This window comes from Silvania sp. (assembly GCF_051656365.1).
In the GTDB taxonomy this organism is placed as follows: domain Bacteria; phylum Pseudomonadota; class Gammaproteobacteria; order Enterobacterales; family Enterobacteriaceae; genus Enterobacter; species Enterobacter hatchlandensis.
On sequence record NZ_JBOGBT010000040.1, the window covers coordinates 103,821 to 125,954 of the forward strand.

A 22,134-nucleotide genomic window follows, 5' to 3' on the forward strand; every position below is an offset into this window, starting at 1 on the left:
GGAAAATTCTGATTCTGTGAAACAGAATGAGGGTGATAAATCAGATCAGAACATCGTATTAGCGGCCCTGGCTAATTTGATCTCTGCTTCTTCTTCCTGCTTTCTCGCAAGCCAGGCTTTAGCCTCTGGAGTTGCCAGAAATTTACGGGCATGGATCTTACGGTTGTTACGCTTTGTCGCGGCGCTTTTGGTCGCGTTTGTCATGTTCTCACCTCGATTTATTAATTTTTCTAAACGGATCAGGACACTGGAGGCTATCCAAAATTGAGGAACAATGACAAATACAAAACCTTAAGGTAATACCCCAACTTTATGTGCCGTGATGGGCACATAAGAAAACGGGGAGCAGGTCATTGCCTTATCGAGCTCTCCACCATCATCAGCAAGTTTCTTTGCAATTACTACAGCTTTATCAATGATCCCAACAGCAGCAGCTGTGCTAGTTAACATTCCAGACATTGCTATTCCCTCAAACTCTTATTAATATCATATATTGGTTTATTTCTGTAATCTTTTGGAGTGCATTATATTTCTAGCTTCCCAATAATCACTTAGTTTGAATCGCGTGTGATGTATCAAAGTAAGAATATCGTTTAGGGAATCAATGCTAAACTGAATATATTCTTGGTTAATTCCTTCCTTGGTAATTTTAACCCCCAAGTAAGTATATCTTTCAAGGTCCGTATTATTCCAATCTGCATGTACAGTGAGATTCCGTAACCGACCACATTCCCTAAGATCCTTTATCAGTGAGTCATACTCACTATAAGATTCTTGTAAAGCGAGATGCAAGAGGTCAGAGTACCTTTTGAAAAGGTCTATCTTCGCTGAGTAGTTCATACTGCCTATAACAATAATACCTAATTGATCAGAACGGTCACTGAAACTTTCGTAGATTATGCTATCCAAGTCCTTTTCTAATGTATTGAAATACATCACAATCTGACCAATCAAGGGGAAGGCCGCCTCTAGATATGCCTCTTCCAAATCCCCACTTAGCTCTTCTATGTCGTGCATTAAGAATTGCTCAAAGGGCTTTCGCTTAATTTTCATACACTCATTCCATAGTCGCTTTTATTTGATAACATCATCTTTCAGGCAATGATACCCATTTAGCGCCGTGTTAGGCATACCAACATTCAGCGCCGAAGGCGTATCATCATTTTCTTGTCAGTTAACCGCTCTCTTATCGAGTACCGATCATTTTATGGCTCGATGAACACCACGGCAGAGCCAGCCCCTTTCCCGGACTGGTTAGGCTTCCCAACATTTGCTCATTTATCCTCTGCGTGTCATCACGACAGGCAGGAACGGGACACCGCGCTAAGTGTGGAACGGTTAAAAGTTGTGGGATTGATTAGAGACGTTGGCAGCGTCATTGGCTTCGAGTTGATAGCGGTTCGTGTGGACTATTCACGCCTTGTACCTGTTCGAGCTTTACAACTACAGGCCGCTACGTGCTAACATCCCTGAGTAGCCAGTGTTAACCATAGCGGCAACTGTTGGTCATAGAAACCCTTAAAAAAAGATCGTAGTTTGAGACTGAAAGTCTATGCAACTGATTGCTTTTAATGGGTTTTGTTGTGTGAGTGCCGATAATAGGAGTCGAACCTACGACCTTCGCATTACGAATGCGCTGCTCTACCAACTGAGCTATATCGGCCCTGAAAGGCCGGTTACGAATGTAACCACGGGGCAAAAGGTTAAAACTAAGTGGGTGATGCGTCAATGGCCTTATGAATCAAGTGCCTGTTTTTGCATCACCCCTTTTTTATTTACGCACGAATCGTATCATCGCCAAAGCCGACCCACTTGTAGGTGGTCAACGCTTCCAGCCCCATCGGGCCGCGCGCGTGCAGCTTCTGGGTGCTGACCGCCACTTCTGCACCCAGGCCAAACTGACCGCCGTCGGTGAAGCGGGTGGAAGCATTCACGTAAACGGCAGAAGAATCCACTTCGTTCACAAAACGGTTCGCGTTGCTCAGCGTGCGGGTGAGGATTGCATCCGAGTGCTGGGTGCCGTGCTCGCGGATATGGGCGATCGCGTCGTCCAGATCGCTGACGATCTTCACGTTCAGATCCAGCGACAGGAACTCGTCGCCGTACTGTTCCACTTTTACCGGCACCACGTTTGCCGGGCCGGACTGCAGCTGCGCCAGCGCATTTTCATCTGCATGCAGGGTGACGCCGCGCTCGGCCATCTGCTTACTGAGTGCAGGCAGGAAGGTGTCGGCAATACGCTGATGTACCAGCAGCGTCTCCACCGTGTTGCAGGTGCTTGGGCGCTGGGTTTTGGCATTGACGATGATCTTCAGGGCCGGGTCAAACTCGGCAGTTTCATCGACAAATATATGGCACACGCCGATACCGCCGGTGATCACCGGGATCGTCGACTGCTCGCGGCACAGCTTATGCAGCCCTGCCCCGCCGCGTGGGATCAGCATGTCGATGTACTTGTCCATCCGCAGCATTTCATTGACCAGCGCACGATCCGGGCTTTCGATCGCCTGCACCGCACCGGCTGGCAAGCCGCACTCTTCCAGCGCCTGCTGGATCACTTTTACCGTGGCGGCGTTGGTGCGCCAGGTCTCTTTCCCGCCGCGCAGAATGGCGGCGTTGCCGGTTTTCAGGCACAGAGAAGCCACATCCACGGTCACGTTCGGACGCGCTTCATAGATTACGCCGATCACCCCAAGCGGCACCCGGCGACGTTCGATGCGCAGGCCGCTGTCCAGCAGTCCCCCATCGATCACCTGCCCGACCGGGTCGGCCAGGTTGCACACCTGGCGCACGTCGTCGGCGATGCTTTTCAGCCGTGCCGGGTTCAGCGCCAGGCGGTCGAGCATCGCCTCGCTCAGGCCGTTTTCACGCGCTTCGGCTAAGTCCTGCTCGTTGGCACGTAAAATCTCAGCGGATTGCGCTTCTAAATACTCTGCGATTTTCTCCAGCACGCGGTTTTTCTCGCGGCTGGAAAGGAGCGCCAGTTTGTACGAGGCGGCTTTGGCGGCTGCGCCCATTTGTTCCAGCATTTTCTGGCTCCTTTAGCGAATAATCATATCGTCGCGATGGACGGCAACCGGGCCATACTCGTAGCCGAGAATGGCGTCGATCTGCTGTGAGTGGTGGCCTGCAATGCGGCGCAGCGCGTCGCTGTTGTAGCGGCAGACGCCGTGGGCAATGTCGCGCCCTTCCAGACTGCAGATACGAATCACTTCACCACGTGAGAAGTTGCCTGTCACGTTTTTAATCCCTTTAGGAAGCAATGAGCTGCCTCTTTCCAGAATTGCGGCGGTGGCACCTTCATCAACGGTGATCTCGCCCGCAGGCGGTGCGCCGAAAATCCAGCGTTTGCGGTTTTCCAGCGGGGTGGCTTCGGCGTGGAAACGTGTCCCGACCGAAATGCCTTCCATTACGTCGCCAATCACGCCCGGGCGGCTGCCTGCGGCAATGATAGTGTCGATCCCGGCGCGGCAGGCGACGTCGGCCGCCTGCAGTTTGGTGCCCATCCCACCGGTGCCCAGACCGGAGACGCTGTCGCCCGCAATGGCGCGCAGGGCATCGTCGATGCCATGTACGTCCTGAATCAGTTCAGCCTGCGGGTTAGTGCGCGGATCGGCGGTAAACAGCCCTTGCTGATCGGTGAGCAGCAGCAGTTTATCGGCTCCTGCCAGAATCGCGGCCAGCGCCGAGAGGTTGTCGTTATCGCCGACTTTAATTTCTGCGGTAGCGACTGCGTCGTTTTCGTTGATGACCGGCACGATGTTGTTATCCAGCAACGCGCGCAGGGTGTCGCGAGCGTTGAGGAAGCGTTCTCTGTCTTCCATATCGGCGCGGGTCAGCAGCATCTGCCCGACATGAATGCCGTAGATGGAGAACATCTGTTCCCAGAGTTGAATCAGGCGGCTTTGGCCAACGGCAGCCAGCAGCTGCTTGGAGGCGATGGTGGCCGGGAGTTCGGGGTAACCCAGGTGCTCACGTCCGGCGGCAATCGCCCCGGAGGTGACAATCACAATACGATGCCCTGCGGCATGCAGCTGTGCGCACTGGCGCACCAGCTCGACAATGTGGGCGCGATTAAGGCGGCGCGATCCGCCTGTTAACACACTGGTACCGAGTTTTACCACCAGCGTCTGGCTGTCACTCATGATTCTCTGCCGTTTAACTATAGGGAAATGATATCAATCAGACTTTTTATCAGGACTGGCGCCCGTTGCCAACCGCCTTCGCACAAAGCGAAACACTTTGTTGCGCGCGATCAGCAAGCGTAGCGGCAGAAGTTGACAGTTTTATTACTGAAATAAATAAACACAGATATTTAAAATAATTCTGAGATTGTCATAAAACTTTCATTGCAAAAAGTTACAACCCTTCCTGTTTTTTCACGGAACAAAAGCATGAGCTTACTGTTCAGCGAATTTTAGCGCGTTTTTAAATATCAGGATTGAAAATGAAAAAGAGTCTTCTGGCATTGATGGTAATGGGCGTCGTTTCTTCCGCATCTGTACATGCAGCTGAAGTTTTTAATAAGAACGGAAATAAGCTGGACGTGTACGGTAAAGTGAAAGCTATGCATTACCTCAGTGATGACAACGCCAAAGATGGCGACCAGACATACGTGCGTTTCGGCTTTAAGGGCGAAACCCAGATTAACGATCAGCTGACCGGTTATGGTCGCTGGGAAGCAGAATTCTCTGGCAACAAAGCCGAAAGCGACGCAACGCAGAAAACTCGTCTGGCCTTTGCTGGTATTAAGCTGAAGGACTTCGGTTCATTCGACTACGGCCGTAACCTCGGTGCCCTGTACGACGTTGAAGCCTGGACCGATATGTTCCCGGAATTCGGGGGCGACTCCTCCGGCCAGACTGACAACTTCATGACCAAACGCTCAAGCGGGCTGGCAACGTACCGTAACTCCGACTTCTTCGGTGCTATCGACGGTCTGGATATGACCCTGCAATATCAGGGCAAAAACGAAGGCCGCGACGCCAAGAAACAGAACGGCGACGGCGTCGGCACCTCTCTGACCTATGACTTTGGCGGCAGCGACTTTGCTATCAGCGGCGCGTACACTAACTCTGACCGCACCAATGCCCAGAACCTGCTGGCGCGTGGCCAGGGCGATAAAGCCGAAGCCTGGGGCACCGGTCTGAAATATGACGCTAATGATATTTATCTGGCAGCAATGTATACCGAAACGCGTAATATGACGCCAATTTCAGGTGGCTTCGCCAATAAAGCGCAAAACTTCGAAGTGGTTGCGCAATATCAGTTTGACTTTGGTCTGCGTCCGTCCCTGGGTTATGTCCAGTCTAAAGGCAAGGATATTGAAGGGATTGGTGCGGAAGACCTGGTGAAATATATTGATGTCGGCGCGACTTACTATTTCAACAAAAACATGTCTGCGTTCGTGGATTATAAAATCAACCAGATTGATGACGATAATGCGCTGGGCGTAAGCAGCGATGATATCGTGGCTGTGGGCATGACCTACCAGTTCTGATACTGGCGTAATAAAAAACCCGGCTGCCTGTGCGCCGGGTTTTTTTATGTCTGTCGCTTATGGCAAAGGTTACGCCGTCAGCTTCACCGGTTGGTTGGTGAAATCATCTGCGGGCTCCAGCTTGAGTTCGAAGCTCGCCAGCAGAACGCGGGCTTTTTCGTGGAATTCGCGCAGGGTATGCTCAAGACGCTGTAACACTTCCGGATCCTTAATGGTCGTTGCCTGCCAGTGGCCCTCTTTATTGAACAAGCCAAACTGGTAGCTGTAGGTGAAGCGTGATTTTTCCGCTTCCATTTCCATCCACCATCCCCAGAACTCCCGGCTCTCCGGGGCGGGTTTCACATTAACGCAAACGGCCAGGCAATCGAAAAAAAAGCGCGTCTCTTCGCACTGTTCTTCACGGATGTAGGGGCCAAGAGCCATAAACTTCTTGATCATTCTACTTTTCGGATGTCCACTCGGTAACGTCATTGCGATCTCCTTTTGTGAAGCCACTGTTTTACCAAACCACCAAAAATTAGCAATCTTCTAACACAATCTCTGATGGATCCAACGTGTGATCTGCTTCAATGCCTTGTCAAAATTCTCATATACCGGACTGAACGGCACTTCCAGTAGCTTGCCATCGACAGATGACGACGTGATTAAACGGGATTCTTCTTCCGGGCTGAACGGATCGTTTTTCCAGAAGCCGGACAGCATCGGCGTCGGGCAGCGTCGGCCCAGCAGGCCCTGAGTCTTCAGCGAATAGCGATTAAGCTCCACGCGCAGCGCCTCGTCTGAGGCATCGTGCATCCCCAGACGGCTGGCCAGCACGTCGAGGTACATTTCCGGCACGCTGCCCTGGCGAACGGGGTCGCTTAATAATGCATGTACTACCGGCCCCAGACACGCTACCGCTTTCAGCCGCGACGACTCGAGATACGCCAGACGCACCGCCACATTGGCACCAAAGCGGAAGCCAAACGCCGCCACCCGGGTGTGATCCACCCACGGGTTTTGTTCCAGCGCCTTCAGGGCATGTTGATGGAGTAAGCTGGAATCCTGCGTCAGCTTCCACTTCGACGAGAAGCCGATCGAGGGCATGTCGAGGGTCAACATCGCCATCCCCTTCGGTGCGAAGTAGCGCTCATACAGGCTGTAATAATCGGTTTGCAGGGAATCGAGGCCGCCACACATCATCACCGTCGGGAACGGGCCGTCGCCATCGGGCATATGCAGAAAACCGGTGACCGCCGGGCCGCCTGGGATGGTAAAGCTGATTTCGCGCATCCGGCCAGGCAGGTGCTGGGCCGCTTCCTGGTAGGCACGATTCGCCAGCGCCTGCGCCTGCTCCGCCAGTTCGTCACCTTTCAGATGCGGATAGGCGGCGATGCTGTAGAGATTGGAGGCGTGCAGCCAGTGCTTACCGCTCAACAGGGGATCCGGCTCCTGACTGGCTTTTTGCTGCCAGACCATCGCCTGCGTGGCCCACTCGTAAATCCAGTTGCCGCCGCGATAGCCCACGACCGTGTCGTAGAGCCCTTCATCGGTGCGCCCGGCGTCGCTCATGACGATACGCGCCTGCACATCCAGAATTTCACGGGGATCGATACCGCGCCAGATCCACATCAGGCGGTTGACCATGCGGTACCAGTGCGGGATGTTTTTTCCATCAAGCGTGGATTGCACTGCAGGCGGGACGCCAGGATTGAAACGACGAACCAGCGTCGAGGTTTCCGGGTGCTTGAATTTGGGTTTAAACAGAATTTCGCTGAGATTCGCCTGGGTCATTGCGCTGCCTCTATAGATACGTCAGAGGAGGCTATTGTAACGCGGCAGGGACGAAAACAATAACGCCCGGCGGTGCCGGGCGTTAAAAATGTGAGGATTAGCGACCAGAGATTGGCGGTACGAAGACCACGCCCATATCCCACGGCTGTTCAATCCAGGTATCCTGCGGGATATCAATCACATAATCATCCACCAGCGGCTGACCAGCAGGCTTAGCGAAGATGGTGACGAAATGCGCTTTTGGGTACATTTCACGGATTGCCACCGCAGTGCCACCGGTATCGACCAGGTCATCAATCACGATGAAACCTTCGCCGTCGCCTTCTGCGCGTTTCAGCACTTTCAGCTCGCGCTGGTTGTCGTGGTCATAGCTGGAGATGCACACGGTATCGACATGACGAATACCCAGCTCGCGTGCCAGTAATGCGCCCGGTACCAGACCGCCACGGCTAACGGCAATGATGCCTTTCCACTGTTCAGAAGGCATCAGACGACTTGCCAGCTTGCGTGCGTGAATCTGCAACATGTCCCAGGTGACGATGTATTTTTCGCTCATGTGAAATATCCCAGCCTGTTTATTTACGGCTTAAAAAGTGTTCGAGGGGGAAAATGGTTGCGCGAGATTATAGAGATCTGAAGCACTAAAAACCAGTGCTAAGCGGTTCAGCGCAGAGTTTTTACTTGCTTACCCCTACCAGCAGCCAGAGAAAGTGGTATTCTCAACCCCACCTCGCAAGTCTGACTTGTGGTGACTCTAAACCCGCTAACCCCGTGACCTGCAACACTGTCTGCAGGGCATCGACAAGGAGACTTACTGTGTCTGAACTGTCTCAACTATCGCCACAGCCGCTGTGGGATATTTTTGCCAAGATCTGCTCCATCCCTCACCCGTCTTATCACGAAGAACAGCTTGCCGAACACATTATGGGCTGGGCGAAGGAAAAGGGCCTGCATGCCGAGCGTGACCAGGTTGGCAATATTCTGATCCGTAAACCTGCTACCGCAGGCATGGAAAACCGTAAATCGGTTGTGCTGCAGGCGCACCTGGACATGGTTCCACAGAAGAACAACGACACTGTCCACGACTTCACTAAAGATCCGATTCAGCCGTACATCGACGGTGAGTGGATCAAAGCCCGCGGCACCACGCTGGGCGCCGACAACGGCATCGGGATGGCCTCTGCGCTGGCGGTGCTGGCGGATGATCGCGTTGAGCACGGTCCGCTGGAAGTGCTGCTGACCATGACCGAAGAAGCGGGTATGGATGGCGCGTTTGGTCTGAAGGCGAACTGGCTGCAGGCTGACATCCTGATCAATACCGATTCCGAAGAGGAAGGCGAAATCTACATGGGTTGCGCCGGCGGTATCGACTTTATCTCTACACTGCCGCTGACCCGCGAAGCGATCCCGGCCGGTTTCCAGACCTATAAGCTGACGCTGAAAGGGCTGAAAGGCGGTCACTCCGGCGGTGATATTCACTTAGGTCTGGGCAATGCCAACAAGCTGCTGGCCCGCTTCCTGGCCGGTCATGCTGCTGAGCTGGATCTGCGTCTGGTGGACTTCAACGGCGGTACGCTGCGTAACGCGATCCCGCGTGAAGCCTTTGCTACCGTGGCGGTTGCGGCAGATAAAGTCGATGCGCTGAAAAGCCTGTCTGCCGTTTATCTGGAGATCCTGAAAAACGAGCTGGAAGCGAAAGAGAAGAACCTGAACGTGGTTCTTGAAGCGGTCACCACGGATAAAGCCGCGCTGACTGAACAGTCCCGCGACCGCTTTGTTCAGCTGCTGAACGCCACGCCAAACGGCGTGATCCGCAACTCTGATGTGGCGAAAGGCGTGGTAGAAACTTCCCTGAACGTCGGCGTCGTGACCATGGGTGACGACAGCGCAGAGATCATCTGCCTGATCCGCTCCCTGATCGACAGCGGAAAAGAGTACGTGGTGAGCATGCTGGAATCACTGGGCAAACTGTCTGGCGCGAAAACTTCCGCCAAGGGCAGCTACCCGGGCTGGCAGCCGGACGCGACCTCGCCGGTGATGGCGCTGGTTCGTGAAACCTATCAGCGTCTGTTCAACAGCACGCCGAACATTCAGGTGATCCACGCCGGTCTGGAATGCGGTCTGTTCAAGAAGCCGTACCCGGAGATGGACATGGTGTCTATCGGGCCAACCATTACCGGTCCGCACTCCCCGGATGAACAGGTGCATATCGAAAGCGTGGGCCATTACTGGACCCTGCTGACCGAGCTGCTGAAAGCTATTCCGGTGAAGTAACCAGCCGTCTGTGGCCCGGCGGCGCTACGTTTGCCGGGCTAACAGGTTAAGCGGTCTTTGTAGGCCCGGTATGCGTTAACGCCACCGGGCTTTTTTACAGCCCTAATACAAGCTGGCGCTCCAGCTGCGGATCCAGCAGCGTGACGTGTAACCCCACCAGACGAACTCCCCGCCCTGCCCGCCGCTCTTCCCAGGCTTTCCTCGCCGTCGCAATTAAATCCTCTTTATTCAGCCGCGGCCAGACGTGTTCCTGGGTGGTTTGCTGGAAGTCGTTGAACTTGAGTTTGACGCCCTGACGGGCGATCAGCAGATCCGGTTTAACCTTTGCCAGCCGCCGTTCCAGCTCCGGGTAAAGCTGTTCGATAATAATCGTTTCGCAGTCCGCCCAGTCATGAATGTCCTCGGCCAGCGTGCGTTCTACGCCCACCGATTTACGCAGCCGCTCGTTATTGACCCCACGCTCATCAATCCCCTGGCTGCGCTCCCACAGCACCCGACCAAACTTGCCAAAGCGCTTAAGCAGCATCGCCAGATCGCTGTTTTGCACGTCTTCGCAGGTGCGCAGGCCCATGCTCTCGAGCTTTGCCGCAGACACTTTGCCGACGCCGGGAATTTTGCCAAGAGAGAGCGTTTTTATAAATGCCGGAACCTCATCAGGGGTGATGACGTACTGGCCGTCAGGCTTGTTGAGATCCGAAGCGATCTTGGCCAGAAACTTGACCGGTGCGATGCCCGCCGAGGCGGTGAGGTTGAGCTCCCGGGCAATGGTCTGGCGGATCTCCTGCGCCATCAGCGTGGCGGAGCCGTGGCAGTGCAGGCTGTCGGTAACGTCGAGATAGGCTTCGTCCAGCGACAGGGGTTCAATCAGGGAGGTATAGCGGGAGAAGATGTCCCGAATATGGTGGGAGGCTTCTTTGTACGCCTCAAAGCGCCCGGGCAATAAGGTGAGATGCGGGCAGAGCTTGAGCGCCATCGCGGTGGGCATGGCGCTGCGTACGCCAAATTTGCGTGCCGGATAGTTCGCAGTGCTGATCACCCCGCGCTTTACGCGGCTCCCGCCGATGGCAATCGGAATATCCCGCAGCGCCGGATTATCACGCATCTCCACCGCCGCAAAAAAACAGTCCATATCAACATGGATGATTTTGCGCATAGTAAGCCCTCACATTTCACTGGATAAGTATACAGTGGCAGATGAAGATTGAGAAGCACGTGGTGAAATAGCCCGGCGATGAGGTCGTCATACCGGGCTTGGGGGACAATTTACAGGATCCGCCGGGCTTCACGTTCCATACGCTTTTTACGCGCGTCGCAGGGCTCCGGGCAATCGCAAACCTTCTCCAGCCCCAGCGAGGCGATCCCACCGCAGCTGCCCTGAATGCTCTTGCGCTTAATCAGCCAGCCAAGCGACATGGCGAAGATCACCAGCACAAACACCGCAAAGGTCAGCAAAAAGGTCACCATCATCAGCCTCCGAAGTCATCGAGCATGATGTTGTCATCTTCCACACCGAGATCATGCAGCATCTTAATCACCGCAGCGTTCATCATTGGCGGCCCGCACATGTAGAACTCACAGTCTTCCGGGGCGGCGTGCTGCTTCAGGTAGTTTTCATACAGTACGTTGTGAATGAACCCGGTGTAGCCGGTCCAGTTGTCTTCCGGCAAAGGATCGGACAGCGCAATGTGGAAGCTAAAGTTCGGGTTGTCCCGCGCCAGCTGTTCGAACTCCTCCTGATAGAACATTTCGCGCAGCGAGCGCGCTCCGTACCAGAAGCTGATTTTACGCTGACTGCCGAGGCGCTTAAGCTGGTCGAAAATGTGCGAGCGCATCGGTGCCATCCCGGCGCCGCCGCCGATAAAGACCATTTCGGCATCGGTCTCTTTGGCAAAGAACTCGCCAAACGGTCCGGAAATAGTGACTTTATCGCCCGCTTTCAGCGACCAGATATACGATGACATGATCCCCGGTGGGGCGTCCGGCACATTCGGCGGCGGCGTGGCGATACGCACATTAAGCATGATGATGCCCTTTTCATCCGGGTAGTTCGCCATTGAATAGGCGCGCAGCGTGGGCTCTTTTACCTCCGAGACAAAGCGGAACAGGTTAAATTTATCCCAGTCGCCGCGGTACTCGTCAGGCACGTCAAAGTCTTTGTACGCGACAGTATGTTCCGGGCACTCGATCTGAATGTAGCCCCCGGCACGGAACGGCACGTCTTCGCCATCTGGCACCCGCAGCTTGAGTTCTTTAATGAAGGTGGCTTTGTTATCGTTGGAGATAACCTCGCACTGCCACTTCTTCACCCCGAAGATCTCCTCCGGCAGTTCAATCTTCATGTTCTGGCGCACTGCCACCTGGCAGGCAAGCCGACAGCCCTCTTTCGCCTCACGCTTGCTGATATGCGACAGCTCCGTCGGCAGGATATCCCCCCCGCCCTCTTTCACCGTGACCCGGCACTGCCCGCAGGAGCCACCGCCGCCGCAGGCAGAAGAGATAAAAATGCCCTTTCCGGAGAGGGTGTTCAGCAGCTTGTCGCCCGCAGGCGCGCGGATCTGCTTATCCGCTTCGTCATTGATCTCGATGATCACATCGCCGGCGTTCACCAGCTTCGATCGCGCCAGAAGAATCAGTCCTGAGAGCACCAGCACGATCAGCGTGAACATCACCACGCCAAGAATAATTTCCATACTTTTTGCCCTTACAGCTGCACACCGGAGAAGGACATAAAGCCCAGCGCCATCAGACCGGTGGTGATAAAGGTGATCCCCAAGCCGCGCAACCCGGCCGGCACATTGGCATACTTCATTTTTTCGCGCAGTCCCGCCATGGCGACGATGGCCAGCATCCAGCCGATCCCGGAACCGAAACCGTACACCACCGACTCAGTGAAGTTGTAGTCACGCTGCACCATAAACGACACGCCGCCAAAGATGGCGCAGTTCACTGCGATCAGCGGCAGGAAGATCCCCAGCGCCGTGTAAAGCGACGGGAAGTACTTATCGAGGATCATCTCGAGGATCTGCACCAGCGCCGCAATCACCCCGATGAAGGTAATGAAGTTGAGGAAGCTCAGATCAACACCGTCGACCAGCGCCCCGTCACGCAACACCAGATTAAACACCAGGTTGTTGATCGGGACGGCCAGCCCCAGCACCACCGTCACGGCAACGCCCAGGCCGAACGCCGTCGACACTTTTTTGGACACTGCGAGGAAGGTACACATCCCGAGGAAGAACGCGAGCGCCATGTTTTCGACAAATACCGCACGCACAAACAGGCTAAGGTAATGAGCCATCGTCGGTTACTCCTTTTCCTGCTGTTCAGGACGCCAGGTTCTCACCGCCCAGATCAGCAAACCGATAATGAAGAACGCGCTGGGTGCCAGCAGGAACAGGCCGTTTGGCAGATACCAGCCACCGTTTTGTACGGTATCAAGCACGGTAATGCCGAACAGCTTGCCGCTGCCGATCAGCTCGCGCAGGAAACCGACCGTCAGCAGGATCACCCCGTAACCGAGGCCGTTACCTATACCGTCCATAAAGCTGGCCAGCGGCGGCATTTTCATGGCATAAGCTTCTGCGCGCCCCATCACGATACAGTTGGTGATGATCAGGCCCACAAACACCGACAGCTGTTTTGAGGTTTCGTAGGCAAACGCTCGCAGCAGCTGATCTACCACGATCACCAGCGAGGCGATGATCGCCATCTGCACGATGATGCGCACGCTGTTGGGGATGTGGTGGCGGATCATTGAGATAAACATGCTGGAAAACGCCGTCACCAGCGTTACCGCCAGGGTCATGACCACGGCGGTTTCCAGTTTGGTGGTCACCGCCAGCGCCGAACAGACCCCCAGCACCTGCAGGGTAATCGGGTTATTGGCAATCAGCGGCCCGATAAGTACCCGTTTAACTTCTTTCAGTTCGCTCGCATCAGCCATTGTTCAGCTCTCCTTCACGTACCTTTTTAAGAAAGGGTCCAAAACCCATCTCGCCCATCCAGAAGGTAAAGCTGTGCTGCACGCCGTTGGAGGTCAGCGTGGCGCCCGACAGGCCATCGACAGCATACTCATCGCCCGGACGCGCGGCCCCTTTCATTACCTTCAGCGCGGGTTGGCCTTTGTCATCCAGCACTTTTTTGCCGATGAACTGTGCCCGCCAGGCCGGATTTTCGATTTCTCCGCCCAGCCCCGGGGTTTCGCCCTGATCGTAATACGTGATGCCCTTGACGGTACGGCCATCGGTGTCGAGGGCAACAAAGGCGTACATCATGGACCACAGCCCGTTGCCGTAAACCGGCAGGACTATCTCCTGCACGCGCTGCTGTTCATCGCGCACCAGATAAATTTCGGCGGTGTTGCTGCGGCGCTTGATGCCTGCTGGATCCTGGCTGGCCTCCAGTTCGGTACTACGCTGTGGATCTTTCAGCGCCTGTGACTGGTTATACGTAGACGGATCGCGGTCGAGCAACTCGCCGGTTGCCAGATCCACCAGCCGCGGCGTAATGCGGGCGGCGAAGGTTTGCGCCACATCATCGGCGCTCATTTCACCCTGCATCAGTCCAGCGACCGCAAGGATGTTGCGCTGCTTATCGAGTGCGCGCTGTTCCTGCTGGCGGGACTTGAGGCCCACGGCAGAACCCGCCACCACGATGGAGCAGACCAGACACAGCACCACGACCACCAGCAGCGTCTTGCCGATGCTGTCATTATTTTTTATCTCAGCCACGCGCCTTCCTCCGTTTGATGTTGGCACGCACCACCAGGTAATCGAACAGCGGTGCAAACAGGTTGGCGAACAGGATCGCCAGCATCATCCCTTCCGGATAGGCCGGGTTGACGACGCGGATAAGCACGCACATCCCGCCGATCAACGCCCCGTAGCACCATTTGCCTTTGTCGGTAAAAGATGCGGAAACCGGGTCGGTGGCCATAAACATCATCCCGAAGGCGAAGCCCCCCAGCACCAGATGCCAGTACCACGGCATGGCGAACATCGGATTGGTGGTCGAACCGATCAAGTTAAACAGCGTTGCGGTGAGGATCATGCCGAGCATGACGCCCGCTACAATGCGCCAGGAAGCGACGCGGCCAAACAGAATAATGGCGCCGCCAATCAGGATCATCAGCGTGGAGACTTCACCGATCGAGCCCGGGATGGTGCCGATAAACGCATCAAACCAGCTGACCGGTTGACCGGTCGCGTTATTAACCAGTGCTTCACCGCCGTGGGCAGCCCACTGCGAAAGTGGCGTAGCGCCAGAGAACCCGTCCGCCGCCGTCCAGACCAGATCGCCGGAAATTTGCGCCGGGTAGGCAAAGAACAGGAACGCACGTCCGGCCAGCGCCGGATTGAGGAAGTTACGCCCGGTGCCGCCGAAGATCTCCTTGGCGATCACCACGCCAAAGCTGATCCCCAGGGCCGCCTGCCACAGGGGCAACGTCGGCGGGACAATCAGGGCAAACAGGATCGAGGTGACAAAGAAGCCTTCGTTGATCTCATGTTTACGCACGATGGCAAACAGCACTTCCCAGAAGCCGCCGACCAGAAATACCGTCAGATAAATGGGCAGGAAGTAGACTGCCCCCAGCGTCATCATGCTGATCCAGCCAGCGTCGGCAGCAAAGCTGACGCCGAGCATCTGCGCGACCCGGTAGTGCCAGTCGCCCGCGATAACCTGCTGCAGCTGCTGGGTGTCATACAGATGATGCAGCGCCGGGATGGTCTGCAACCCGACGTTGTACATCCCCCAGAACATGGCCGGGAAGACGGCGAACCAGACGAGGATCATCATGCGCTTCAGGTCGATGGCGTCACGCACATGCGCGGCGCCTTTGGTGACCTGGCCGGGCGTATAGAGGAGCGTGGCGGTCGCTTCAAACAGCGGGTAATACTTTTCCAGCTTGCCGCCGTGGGTAAAATGCGGCTCCAGTTTTTCAATGAGATGTTTCAGGCCCATCAGTTATCCTTCCTGCTCAATGCGGGTTAACACCTCGCGCAATACGGGTCCGTACTCGTATTTACCCGGGCAAACGTAGGTGCATAGCGCCAGATCTTCTTCATCCAGCTCAAGGCAGCCCAGCGCCTGGGCGCTGTCGGTATCGCCCGCCAGCAGATCGCGCAGCAGCATCGTCGGCAGAATGTCGAGCGGCATCACGCGTTCGTAGTTGCCGATAGGCACCATTGCCCGCTCGCCGCCGTTTGTATCCGTTGAGAAGTTGAACAGCTTGTTACGCAGGAAATGGCCCACCGTAGTACGGGTCACAGAGAATTTTTCTCTGCCCGGCATCACCCAACCGAACAGTTCTTTTTCGCGCCCCTCTTTCACCACACAGACCTGCAGATGGAAACGCCCGAGATACGCCTGTGCACCCATCGCCTGTCTGCCGCTCAACACTGAGCCCGAAATATGACGGTTATCGCCGTCCTCGGTTTCGGCCACCAGCAGTTCATTAATATCCGCCCCAAGGCAGGTACGCACCAGTCGCGGGTTGCGCATCTGTGGGCCGCCCAGGGCAATCACCCGCTCGGTGCACAGCTGCCCGGTGGTGAACAGTGTGCCGATGGCGATCGCGTCCTGATAGTTGAGATGCCAGACCTGCTTCGTCTGACTGACCGCTTCAAGAAAATGGATGTGCGTCCCCACCAGCCCCGCCGGATGCGGCCCGGTAAAGGTATTAAAGGTCACTTTACCCTGCGGATGACCGCCAAGCTTGCCGCCATTGGCCTGGCAGACGTGGACTCTACCGTCCGTCAACCGCGTGAGCACCGTCAGCCCGGCGTCAAACGCCTGGCGCTGAGCCAGAATGATCGGCTGCGGGTCGGCGCTGAGCGGATTGGTGTCCATCGCGGTGACAAAGATAGCGGCAGGAACGGTGCCGGGCACCGGGGTTTTGCTGTAAGGACGGGTACGCAGCGCCGTCCAGAGTCCGGATTCAAGCAGCTGCGATTGCACCGCATCACGGCTGAGCGTAGCCAAATCGGCGCTATCATGGCGGGCAAACTCGCGCTGCTCATCGCCTTCAAGACGGATGACGACCGACTGCAGCACCCGACGCTCGCCACGATGAATAGCAATCACCGAGCCGCTTGCCGGTGCGGTGAAAATGACGCCGGGATTTTTTTTATCCTCAAACAGCGCCTGACCCTTCATCACGCGGTCGCCTTCCTGCACCAACATGGTGGGACGCATACCGATGTAGTCATCCCCCAGAATCGCCACATGACGCGGTGATGCGCCCGGTAAAATCTGCTGGACGGGGATGCCCGCAATGGGCAAATCAAGTCCTTTTCTGATTTTAATCATAATGTTAGTTAGTATCCATGAACAACAGTCCCGGTCGGAAAGCCGGATAGGTAAACATCGTTGCACAGGAGAAGAAAGGCGGCGGGAACTCACCCCAATGACCAGCTGGATCGTGCGATCCTGAGAAAAGCTTCCTTTCTTGACCTTCGGTCTTAAGACCGGCGCAGTGTAGCATTTTCACCCATCGGGCGGCACGGATAACGCAGCGGCAGGGGAGTAAAATGCGAGCTATTGCGCAAAGTTCTCAAAGCCAGCGCCGCCAATCCAGGTTATAAGGTGAAACTATTTTGTAAACCGACACGTTGACCCTTGCGAAAAAATGCAGTGGTGCTAATGTGAGCAGCCCTGATACAGATAAATCTTATTTCGGGTCTCTTTTGCCGTCCTGGCAAGTTGGTTATGTTTTATCAAGGAACATGTTGTATGCGTAAAATCGCATTGTTCATTGCGATGCTTCTTATTCCGTGCGTTTCGTTTGCAGGGCTGCTCAGCAGCAACAGCTCCACGACGCCGGTGAGTAAAGAATACAAACAGCAGTTGATGGGCTCTCCGGTCTATATCCAGATCTTTAAGGAAGAGCGCACGTTAGACCTGTTTGTGAAGATGGGTGAGACGTATCAGCTGCTGGACAGCTATAAAATCTGCAATTACTCCGGCGGCCTGGGTCCGAAACAGCGTCAGGGCGATTTCAAAAGCCCGGAAGGATTCTATAGCGTTCAGCGTAACCAGCTCAAACCCGACAGCCGCTTCTATAAAGCCATCAACATCGGTTTCCCGAATGCCTATGACCGCGCGCACGGCTATGACGGTAAATATTTGATGATCCACGGCGCGTGCGTGTCAGTGGGTTGTTATGCGATGACCGATAACGGCATTGATGAGATCTTCCAGTTTGTCACGGGTGCGCTGGTCTTCGGGCAGTCTGCCGTGCAGGTAAGCATCTATCCGTTCCGCATGACTGACACCAATATGCAGCGCCACAGAACGTCGTATTACGCGGATTTCTGGAAGCAGTTGAAGCCGGGTTATGACTACTTCCAGCAGACGCATAAGCCGCCGACGGTCTCGGTGGTAGACGGACGTTACGTGGTCAGCAAGCCGCTGAGCCACGAAGTCGTCCAGCCCCAGCTGGCGTCAAATTACGCGCTCCCCGAGACAAAATAAGATCCACTCGCCTGGCATGATTTTTTGCCAGGCTTCATTGCCCGTCAGCGGCTGAGTGGCAATTACCGTCACCACATCGTTTGGTGTGGTTTCGGTCTGAAAATCAATCTCCACGTCCTGATCCAGCAGTTTTGCCACGCCGAACGGCGCCCGCCGGGTGATCCAGAACAGGTTCGTCGAGCAGAACGCCATCACGTACCGCCCATCCGACAACAGCATGTTAAATACGCCCTTCTCGCGCAGCTCAGACGCCAGAGAGGCAATGTATTTAAATACTGCGGTCATATTGCCCGGCGTGCGCGGATAGCGCTCGGTCAGCTTATGCAGCAGCCAGCAAAACGCCTTCTCACTGTCAGTTTCACCTACCGGACGAAAATTGCCGGTCTCAAGTGTCTTATAGCCTGTCAGCTGGCCGTTATGGGCGTAGGTCCAGTTGCGTCCCCACAGCTCGCGGGTAAACGGATGGGTATTCTCCAGCGCCACTTCGCCCCGGTTGGCCTGACGAATATGGGCCACCACCGAGCGGGATTTAATCGGATAATCCTGCACCAGTTTGGCGATTGGCGAATTAAAGCTGGGTTGTGGATCCTTGAACGTGCGACAGCCTTTCCCTTCGTAGAAGGTAATGCCCCAGCCGTCTTTATGCGGCCCGGTTCCTCCACCGCGCTGCACCAGCCCGGTGAAACTAAAGCAGATATCGGTCGGCACATTGGCGCTCATCCCGAGCAGTTCGCACATACATCACCTCCACAACTGCGGGGGCAATGCGCCCCCGGCGAAGTCTTACTTAACCATCTCTTTTTCGATTAACTGGATCAGGATATGGATCACTTTGATGTGAATTTCCTGAACACGGTCAGCGTAACCGAAATGAGGCACGCGAATTTCGATATCCGCAGAACCCGCCATTTTGCCGCCGTCTTTGCCGGTCAGGGTGATCACTTTCATCCCCTTCTCACGCGCGGCTTCAATCGCTTTGATCACGTTGGCGGAGTTGCCAGAGGTAGAAATCCCCAGCAGAACATCCCCTTCACGGCCCACGGCTTCGACATAACGTGAGAAGATGTGATCGTAACCGAAATCATTGCCCACACAGGAGATGTGGCTGACATCAGAGATGGCGATGGCCGGGTAGCCCGGACGGTTTTCACGATAACGGCCAGTTAACTCTTCGGCGAAGTGCATGGCGTCACAGTGGGAGCCACCGTTGCCGCAGGAGATCACTTTACCGCCCGCTTTAAAGCTGTCGGCCAGCAGGACCGCCGCGCGCTGAATCGCATGAATATTGGCTTCATCTTTCAGAAAGTTAGCCAGCGTCTCCGCCGCTTCGTTCAGTTCGTTACGAATAAGATCCTGGTACATGAGGATAATCCTTCAGTATTGATGAAATAACCCAGCAAGTTTACCGGATAGCGGTAAAAGCGAGAAGCTAAAGGCGTGGGAAACGACGGCCGTTTTGTTTTTTTGTGCCGGGCAAAACCTGAACAATGTGAACCAGGTTGTAATTATTTTGTGAATACATTGCTAAAAGAAATAACATCCACTACAACCATATCATCACAAGTGGTCAGACCTCCTACAAGACAGGGAGCTTTTTTCTATGATGATTCTCAGTATTTTCTTAACTGTTGTTCTGCTCGGCGTGCTGTTCTATCACCGGGTCAGCTTGCTTCTGAGCAGCCTTATTTTACTGGCGTGGACCGCTGCGCTTGGCGTAAGCGGCATCTGGAATATCTGGTTGCTGGTTCCGCTGGCGATTATGCTGGTGCCGTTCAACATCACCTCCATGCGTAAGTCGATGATTTCCTTGCCGGTCTTTCGCGGTTTCCGCAAAGTGATGCCGCCGATGTCGCGCACTGAAAAAGAGGCGATCGACGCGGGCACCACCTGGTGGGAAGGCGAGCTGTTCCAGGGGAATCCTGACTGGAAAAAGCTGCACAACTATCCACAGCCGCGTCTGACTGCTGAAGAGCAGGCGTTTATCGACGGTCCGGTTGAAGAAGCCTGCCGCATGGCAAACGACTTCCAGATCACCCATGAAATGGCCGATCTGCCGCCGGAACTGTGGGCGTATCTGAAAGAACATCGCTTCTTTGCGATGATCATTAAGAAAGAGTACGGTGGCCTGGAGTTCTCTGCTTATGCTCAGGCGCGTGTGCTGCAAAAACTGGCGGGCGTCTCCGGGATCCTCGCCATCACCGTCGGCGTGCCGAACTCATTAGGCCCGGGCGAACTGCTGCAACATTACGGCACCGAAGAGCAAAAAAATCATTATCTGCCGCGTCTGGCCCGCGGTCTGGAAATTCCGTGCTTCGCGCTGACCAGCCCGGAAGCGGGTTCCGATGCGGGTGCCATTCCGGATACCGGCGTGGTCTGTATGGGCGAGTGGCAGGGGGAACAGGTGCTGGGTATGCGCCTGACCTGGAACAAGCGCTACATTACGCTGGCGCCGATTGCCACCGTACTGGGCCTGGCCTTTAAACTCTCTGACCCGGACAAACTGCTGGGCGATGAAGAGGATCTGGGCATTACCTGTGCGCTGATCCCAACCTCCACACCGGGCGTTGAGATTGGTCGTCGCCACTTCCCGCTGAACGTACCGTTCCAGAACGGCCCAACCCGTGGCGAAGATATCTTCGTGCCGATTGATTACATCATTGGTGGTCCGAAAATGGCCGGTCAGGGCTGGCGCATGCTGGTGGAATGCCTGTCCGTGGGTCGCGGCATTACCCTGCCGTCAAACTCAACCGGCAGTCTGAAATCAGTGGCAATGGGGATCGGTGCATACGCCCATATCCGCCGCCAGTTCAAAATCTCCATCGGCAAGATGGAAGGGATTGAAGAGCCGCTGGCGCGTATCGCGGGCAATGCCTATGTGATGGATGCTGCGGCGTCGCTGATTACTTACGGAATTATGCTCGGCGAAAAACCGGCGGTACTGTCAGCCATCGTGAAGTATCACTGTACCCACCGTGCGCAGCAATCGATCATTGATGCGATGGATATCGCCGGCGGTAAAGGCATTATGCTCGGCGAAGGCAACTTCCTGGCCCGCGGCTATCAGGGCGCGCCGATTGCCATCACCGTAGAAGGGGCAAATATTTTGACCCGAAGCATGATGATCTTCGGTCAGGGTGCCATCCGCTGCCATCCGTACGTGCTGGCAGAGATGGACGCCGCGCAGAATAACGATGTGGATGCCTTCGATAAACTGTTGTTCAAACACATTGGCCATGTGGGCAGCAATAAAGTGCGCAGCTTCTGGCTGGGTCTGACCCGCGGTTTGACCAGCGCCACGCCAACCGGCGATGCGACCCGCCGCTACTACCAGCATCTGAACCGTCTGAGCGCCAACCTTGCGCTGCTCTCTGATGTGTCGATGGCTGTACTTGGCGGCAGCCTGAAGCGTCGGGAACGTATCTCCGCGCGTCTGGGCGATGTGTTGAGCCAGATTTACCTCGCCTCAGCGGTGCTGAAACGCTACGACGATGAAGGCCGTCATGAGGCCGATCTGCCCCTGGTTCACTGGGGTGTGCAGGATGCGCTGTATCAGGCGGAACAGGCGATTGACGATCTGCTGGTCAACTTCCCGAATCGTCTGGTGGCAGGTGCGCTGCGCATGGCTATCTTCCCGACCGGTCGTCACTATCTGGCACCGTCCGATAAGCTGGATCATAAAGTGGCGAAGATCCTGCAGGTTCCGAGTGCCACCCGTTCCCGTATTGGTCGCGGCCAGTATCTGACCCCGAGTAAGCACAACCCGGTCGGTCTGCTGGAAGAGGCGCTGCTGGACGTGATGGCGGCCGACCCGATTCATCAGAAAATTTGTAAACAGCTGGGTAAAAACCTGCCGTTTACCCGCCTGGACGAGCTGGCAAAAAACGCGCTGGCGGGCGGTATTATCAGCCAGGACGAAGCTGGCCTGCTGATTAAGGCCGAAGAGAGCCGTCTGCGCAGCATTAACGTGGATGACTTCGAGGCTGATGAACTGGCGACACAGCCGGTAAAGCTGGCGGAGAACATCCGCAAACCTGAAGCCGCATGACCCCCATCAGTGCCCATCAACCCCGCCTCGTGCGGGGTTTTTTATTGCCACCCTTTTGTCTAATTGTCGT

Annotated in this window: 22 protein-coding genes and 1 tRNA gene; 4 read left to right on the forward strand and 19 right to left on the reverse strand. The window is 55.4% G+C overall.

What is annotated here, in order from left to right; translation table 11 throughout:
* Nucleotides 1-45 precede the first annotated feature (45 nt).
* The 6 genes from ACRDD5_RS08780 to proB all read right to left on the reverse strand — a co-directional run bounded on the left by ACRDD5_RS08780 (nt 46) and on the right by proB (nt 4,145).
* Nucleotides 46-204 carry a hypothetical protein gene (locus ACRDD5_RS08780; RefSeq protein ID WP_438676524.1) on the reverse strand — a complete coding sequence of 53 codons (159 nt, stop codon included), beginning with the start codon at nt 202-204 and terminating at the stop codon, nt 46-48.
* Nucleotides 205-291: 87 nt separating this feature from the next.
* Nucleotides 292-459, reverse strand: a complete 168-nt coding sequence (locus ACRDD5_RS08785) for a hypothetical protein (RefSeq protein ID WP_438676525.1) — start codon at nt 457-459, stop codon at nt 292-294.
* A gap of 39 nt (nt 460-498) precedes the next feature.
* Nucleotides 499-1,053, reverse strand: a complete 555-nt coding sequence (locus tag ACRDD5_RS08790; RefSeq protein ID WP_438676526.1) for a hypothetical protein — start codon at nt 1,051-1,053, stop codon at nt 499-501.
* A 537-nt stretch (nt 1,054-1,590) separates the two neighbouring features.
* Nucleotides 1,591-1,663: transfer RNA gene (locus ACRDD5_RS08795), tRNA-Thr, on the reverse strand.
* A 112-nt stretch (nt 1,664-1,775) separates the two neighbouring features.
* Complete coding sequence (gene proA, locus ACRDD5_RS08800; protein WP_438676527.1) at nt 1,776-3,029, reverse strand: glutamate-5-semialdehyde dehydrogenase; 1,254 nt, start codon at nt 3,027-3,029, stop codon at nt 1,776-1,778.
* A gap of 12 nt (nt 3,030-3,041) precedes the next feature.
* A complete protein-coding gene (gene proB / locus ACRDD5_RS08805; protein WP_271280792.1) occupies nt 3,042-4,145 on the reverse strand; it encodes a glutamate 5-kinase in 1,104 nt (367 codons plus the stop codon).
* Nucleotides 4,146-4,447: 302 nt separating this feature from the next.
* Between proB and phoE the strand changes: the two genes are divergently transcribed.
* Complete coding sequence (phoE, locus tag ACRDD5_RS08810) at nt 4,448-5,500, forward strand: phosphoporin PhoE (protein ID WP_438676528.1); 1,053 nt, start codon at nt 4,448-4,450, stop codon at nt 5,498-5,500.
* 69 nt (nt 5,501-5,569) lie between these two features.
* Here the strand turns inward: phoE and crl are convergent, their stop codons facing one another.
* From crl to gpt, 3 genes are all read right to left on the reverse strand, one after another.
* Complete coding sequence (crl, locus tag ACRDD5_RS08815) at nt 5,570-5,971, reverse strand: sigma factor-binding protein Crl (protein ID WP_438676529.1); 402 nt, start codon at nt 5,969-5,971, stop codon at nt 5,570-5,572.
* Nucleotides 5,972-6,028: 57 nt separating this feature from the next.
* Nucleotides 6,029-7,273: an esterase FrsA gene (gene frsA / locus ACRDD5_RS08820; protein ID WP_438676530.1), complete on the reverse strand. Its 1,245-nt coding sequence runs from the start codon at nt 7,271-7,273 to the stop codon at nt 6,029-6,031.
* A 97-nt stretch (nt 7,274-7,370) separates the two neighbouring features.
* Nucleotides 7,371-7,829 carry a xanthine phosphoribosyltransferase gene (gene gpt / locus ACRDD5_RS08825; protein WP_271280788.1) on the reverse strand — a complete coding sequence of 153 codons (459 nt, stop codon included), beginning with the start codon at nt 7,827-7,829 and terminating at the stop codon, nt 7,371-7,373.
* Between the two features lie 260 nt (nt 7,830-8,089).
* Here gpt and pepD point away from each other — a divergent pair, with 260 nt between their 5' ends.
* Complete coding sequence (pepD, locus tag ACRDD5_RS08830) at nt 8,090-9,547, forward strand: cytosol nonspecific dipeptidase (protein WP_438676531.1); 1,458 nt, start codon at nt 8,090-8,092, stop codon at nt 9,545-9,547.
* Nucleotides 9,548-9,641: 94 nt separating this feature from the next.
* Here pepD and dinB read toward each other — a convergent pair whose 3' ends face one another.
* From dinB to ACRDD5_RS08870, 8 genes are all read right to left on the reverse strand, one after another.
* The gene (gene dinB, locus ACRDD5_RS08835) at nt 9,642-10,700 is read right to left on the reverse strand and encodes a DNA polymerase IV (RefSeq protein ID WP_271280863.1); all 1,059 of its coding nucleotides are present in this window, start codon (nt 10,698-10,700) and stop codon (nt 9,642-9,644) included.
* A 110-nt stretch (nt 10,701-10,810) separates the two neighbouring features.
* Nucleotides 10,811-11,011: a (Na+)-NQR maturation NqrM gene (gene nqrM, locus ACRDD5_RS08840; protein WP_438676548.1), complete on the reverse strand. Its 201-nt coding sequence runs from the start codon at nt 11,009-11,011 to the stop codon at nt 10,811-10,813.
* Nucleotides 11,012-11,013: 2 nt separating this feature from the next.
* Entirely contained in the window at nt 11,014-12,237 is a 1,224-nt protein-coding gene (gene nqrF, locus ACRDD5_RS08845) for an NADH:ubiquinone reductase (Na(+)-transporting) subunit F (RefSeq protein ID WP_271280784.1), read from the reverse strand.
* Between the two features lie 11 nt (nt 12,238-12,248).
* Nucleotides 12,249-12,845: an NADH:ubiquinone reductase (Na(+)-transporting) subunit E gene (gene nqrE / locus ACRDD5_RS08850; RefSeq protein ID WP_271266459.1), complete on the reverse strand. Its 597-nt coding sequence runs from the start codon at nt 12,843-12,845 to the stop codon at nt 12,249-12,251.
* A 6-nt stretch (nt 12,846-12,851) separates the two neighbouring features.
* On the reverse strand, nt 12,852-13,490 hold the full coding sequence (locus ACRDD5_RS08855) for an NADH:ubiquinone reductase (Na(+)-transporting) subunit D (RefSeq protein WP_271280783.1): 639 nt from the start codon (nt 13,488-13,490) through the stop codon (nt 12,852-12,854).
* The gene (locus tag ACRDD5_RS08860) at nt 13,483-14,277 is read right to left on the reverse strand and encodes a Na(+)-translocating NADH-quinone reductase subunit C (protein WP_438676532.1); all 795 of its coding nucleotides are present in this window, start codon (nt 14,275-14,277) and stop codon (nt 13,483-13,485) included. The genes ACRDD5_RS08855 and ACRDD5_RS08860 overlap by 8 nt, the downstream gene beginning before the upstream one ends.
* Nucleotides 14,270-15,508 (reverse strand): NADH:ubiquinone reductase (Na(+)-transporting) subunit B, encoded by a 1,239-nt coding sequence (locus ACRDD5_RS08865; protein ID WP_438676533.1) that lies wholly within the window; start codon nt 15,506-15,508, stop codon nt 14,270-14,272. Before ACRDD5_RS08865 ends, ACRDD5_RS08860 begins: the two co-directional genes overlap by 8 nt.
* 3 nt (nt 15,509-15,511) lie before the next feature.
* Nucleotides 15,512-16,855 (reverse strand): Na(+)-translocating NADH-quinone reductase subunit A, encoded by a 1,344-nt coding sequence (locus ACRDD5_RS08870; RefSeq protein WP_438676534.1) that lies wholly within the window; start codon nt 16,853-16,855, stop codon nt 15,512-15,514.
* A gap of 423 nt (nt 16,856-17,278) precedes the next feature.
* Between ACRDD5_RS08870 and dpaA the strand changes: the two genes are divergently transcribed.
* Nucleotides 17,279-18,019, forward strand: a complete 741-nt coding sequence (gene dpaA, locus ACRDD5_RS08875; RefSeq protein WP_271280779.1) for a peptidoglycan meso-diaminopimelic acid protein amidase — start codon at nt 17,279-17,281, stop codon at nt 18,017-18,019.
* Here the strand turns inward: dpaA and ACRDD5_RS08880 are convergent.
* Together ACRDD5_RS08880 and lpcA are read right to left on the reverse strand one after the other, a co-directional pair.
* Nucleotides 17,990-18,757 (reverse strand): class II glutamine amidotransferase, encoded by a 768-nt coding sequence (locus ACRDD5_RS08880; protein WP_271280778.1) that lies wholly within the window; start codon nt 18,755-18,757, stop codon nt 17,990-17,992. The genes dpaA and ACRDD5_RS08880 overlap by 30 nt on opposite strands.
* Nucleotides 18,758-18,802: 45 nt before the next feature.
* Entirely contained in the window at nt 18,803-19,381 is a 579-nt protein-coding gene (gene lpcA / locus ACRDD5_RS08885) for a D-sedoheptulose 7-phosphate isomerase (RefSeq protein WP_154127537.1), read from the reverse strand.
* 238 nt (nt 19,382-19,619) lie between these two features.
* On the opposite strand from lpcA, the gene fadE reads away from it, so the two are divergent.
* On the forward strand, nt 19,620-22,064 hold the full coding sequence (fadE, locus tag ACRDD5_RS08890; RefSeq protein ID WP_438676535.1) for an acyl-CoA dehydrogenase FadE: 2,445 nt from the start codon (nt 19,620-19,622) through the stop codon (nt 22,062-22,064).
* Nucleotides 22,065-22,134: the final 70 nt, after the last annotated feature.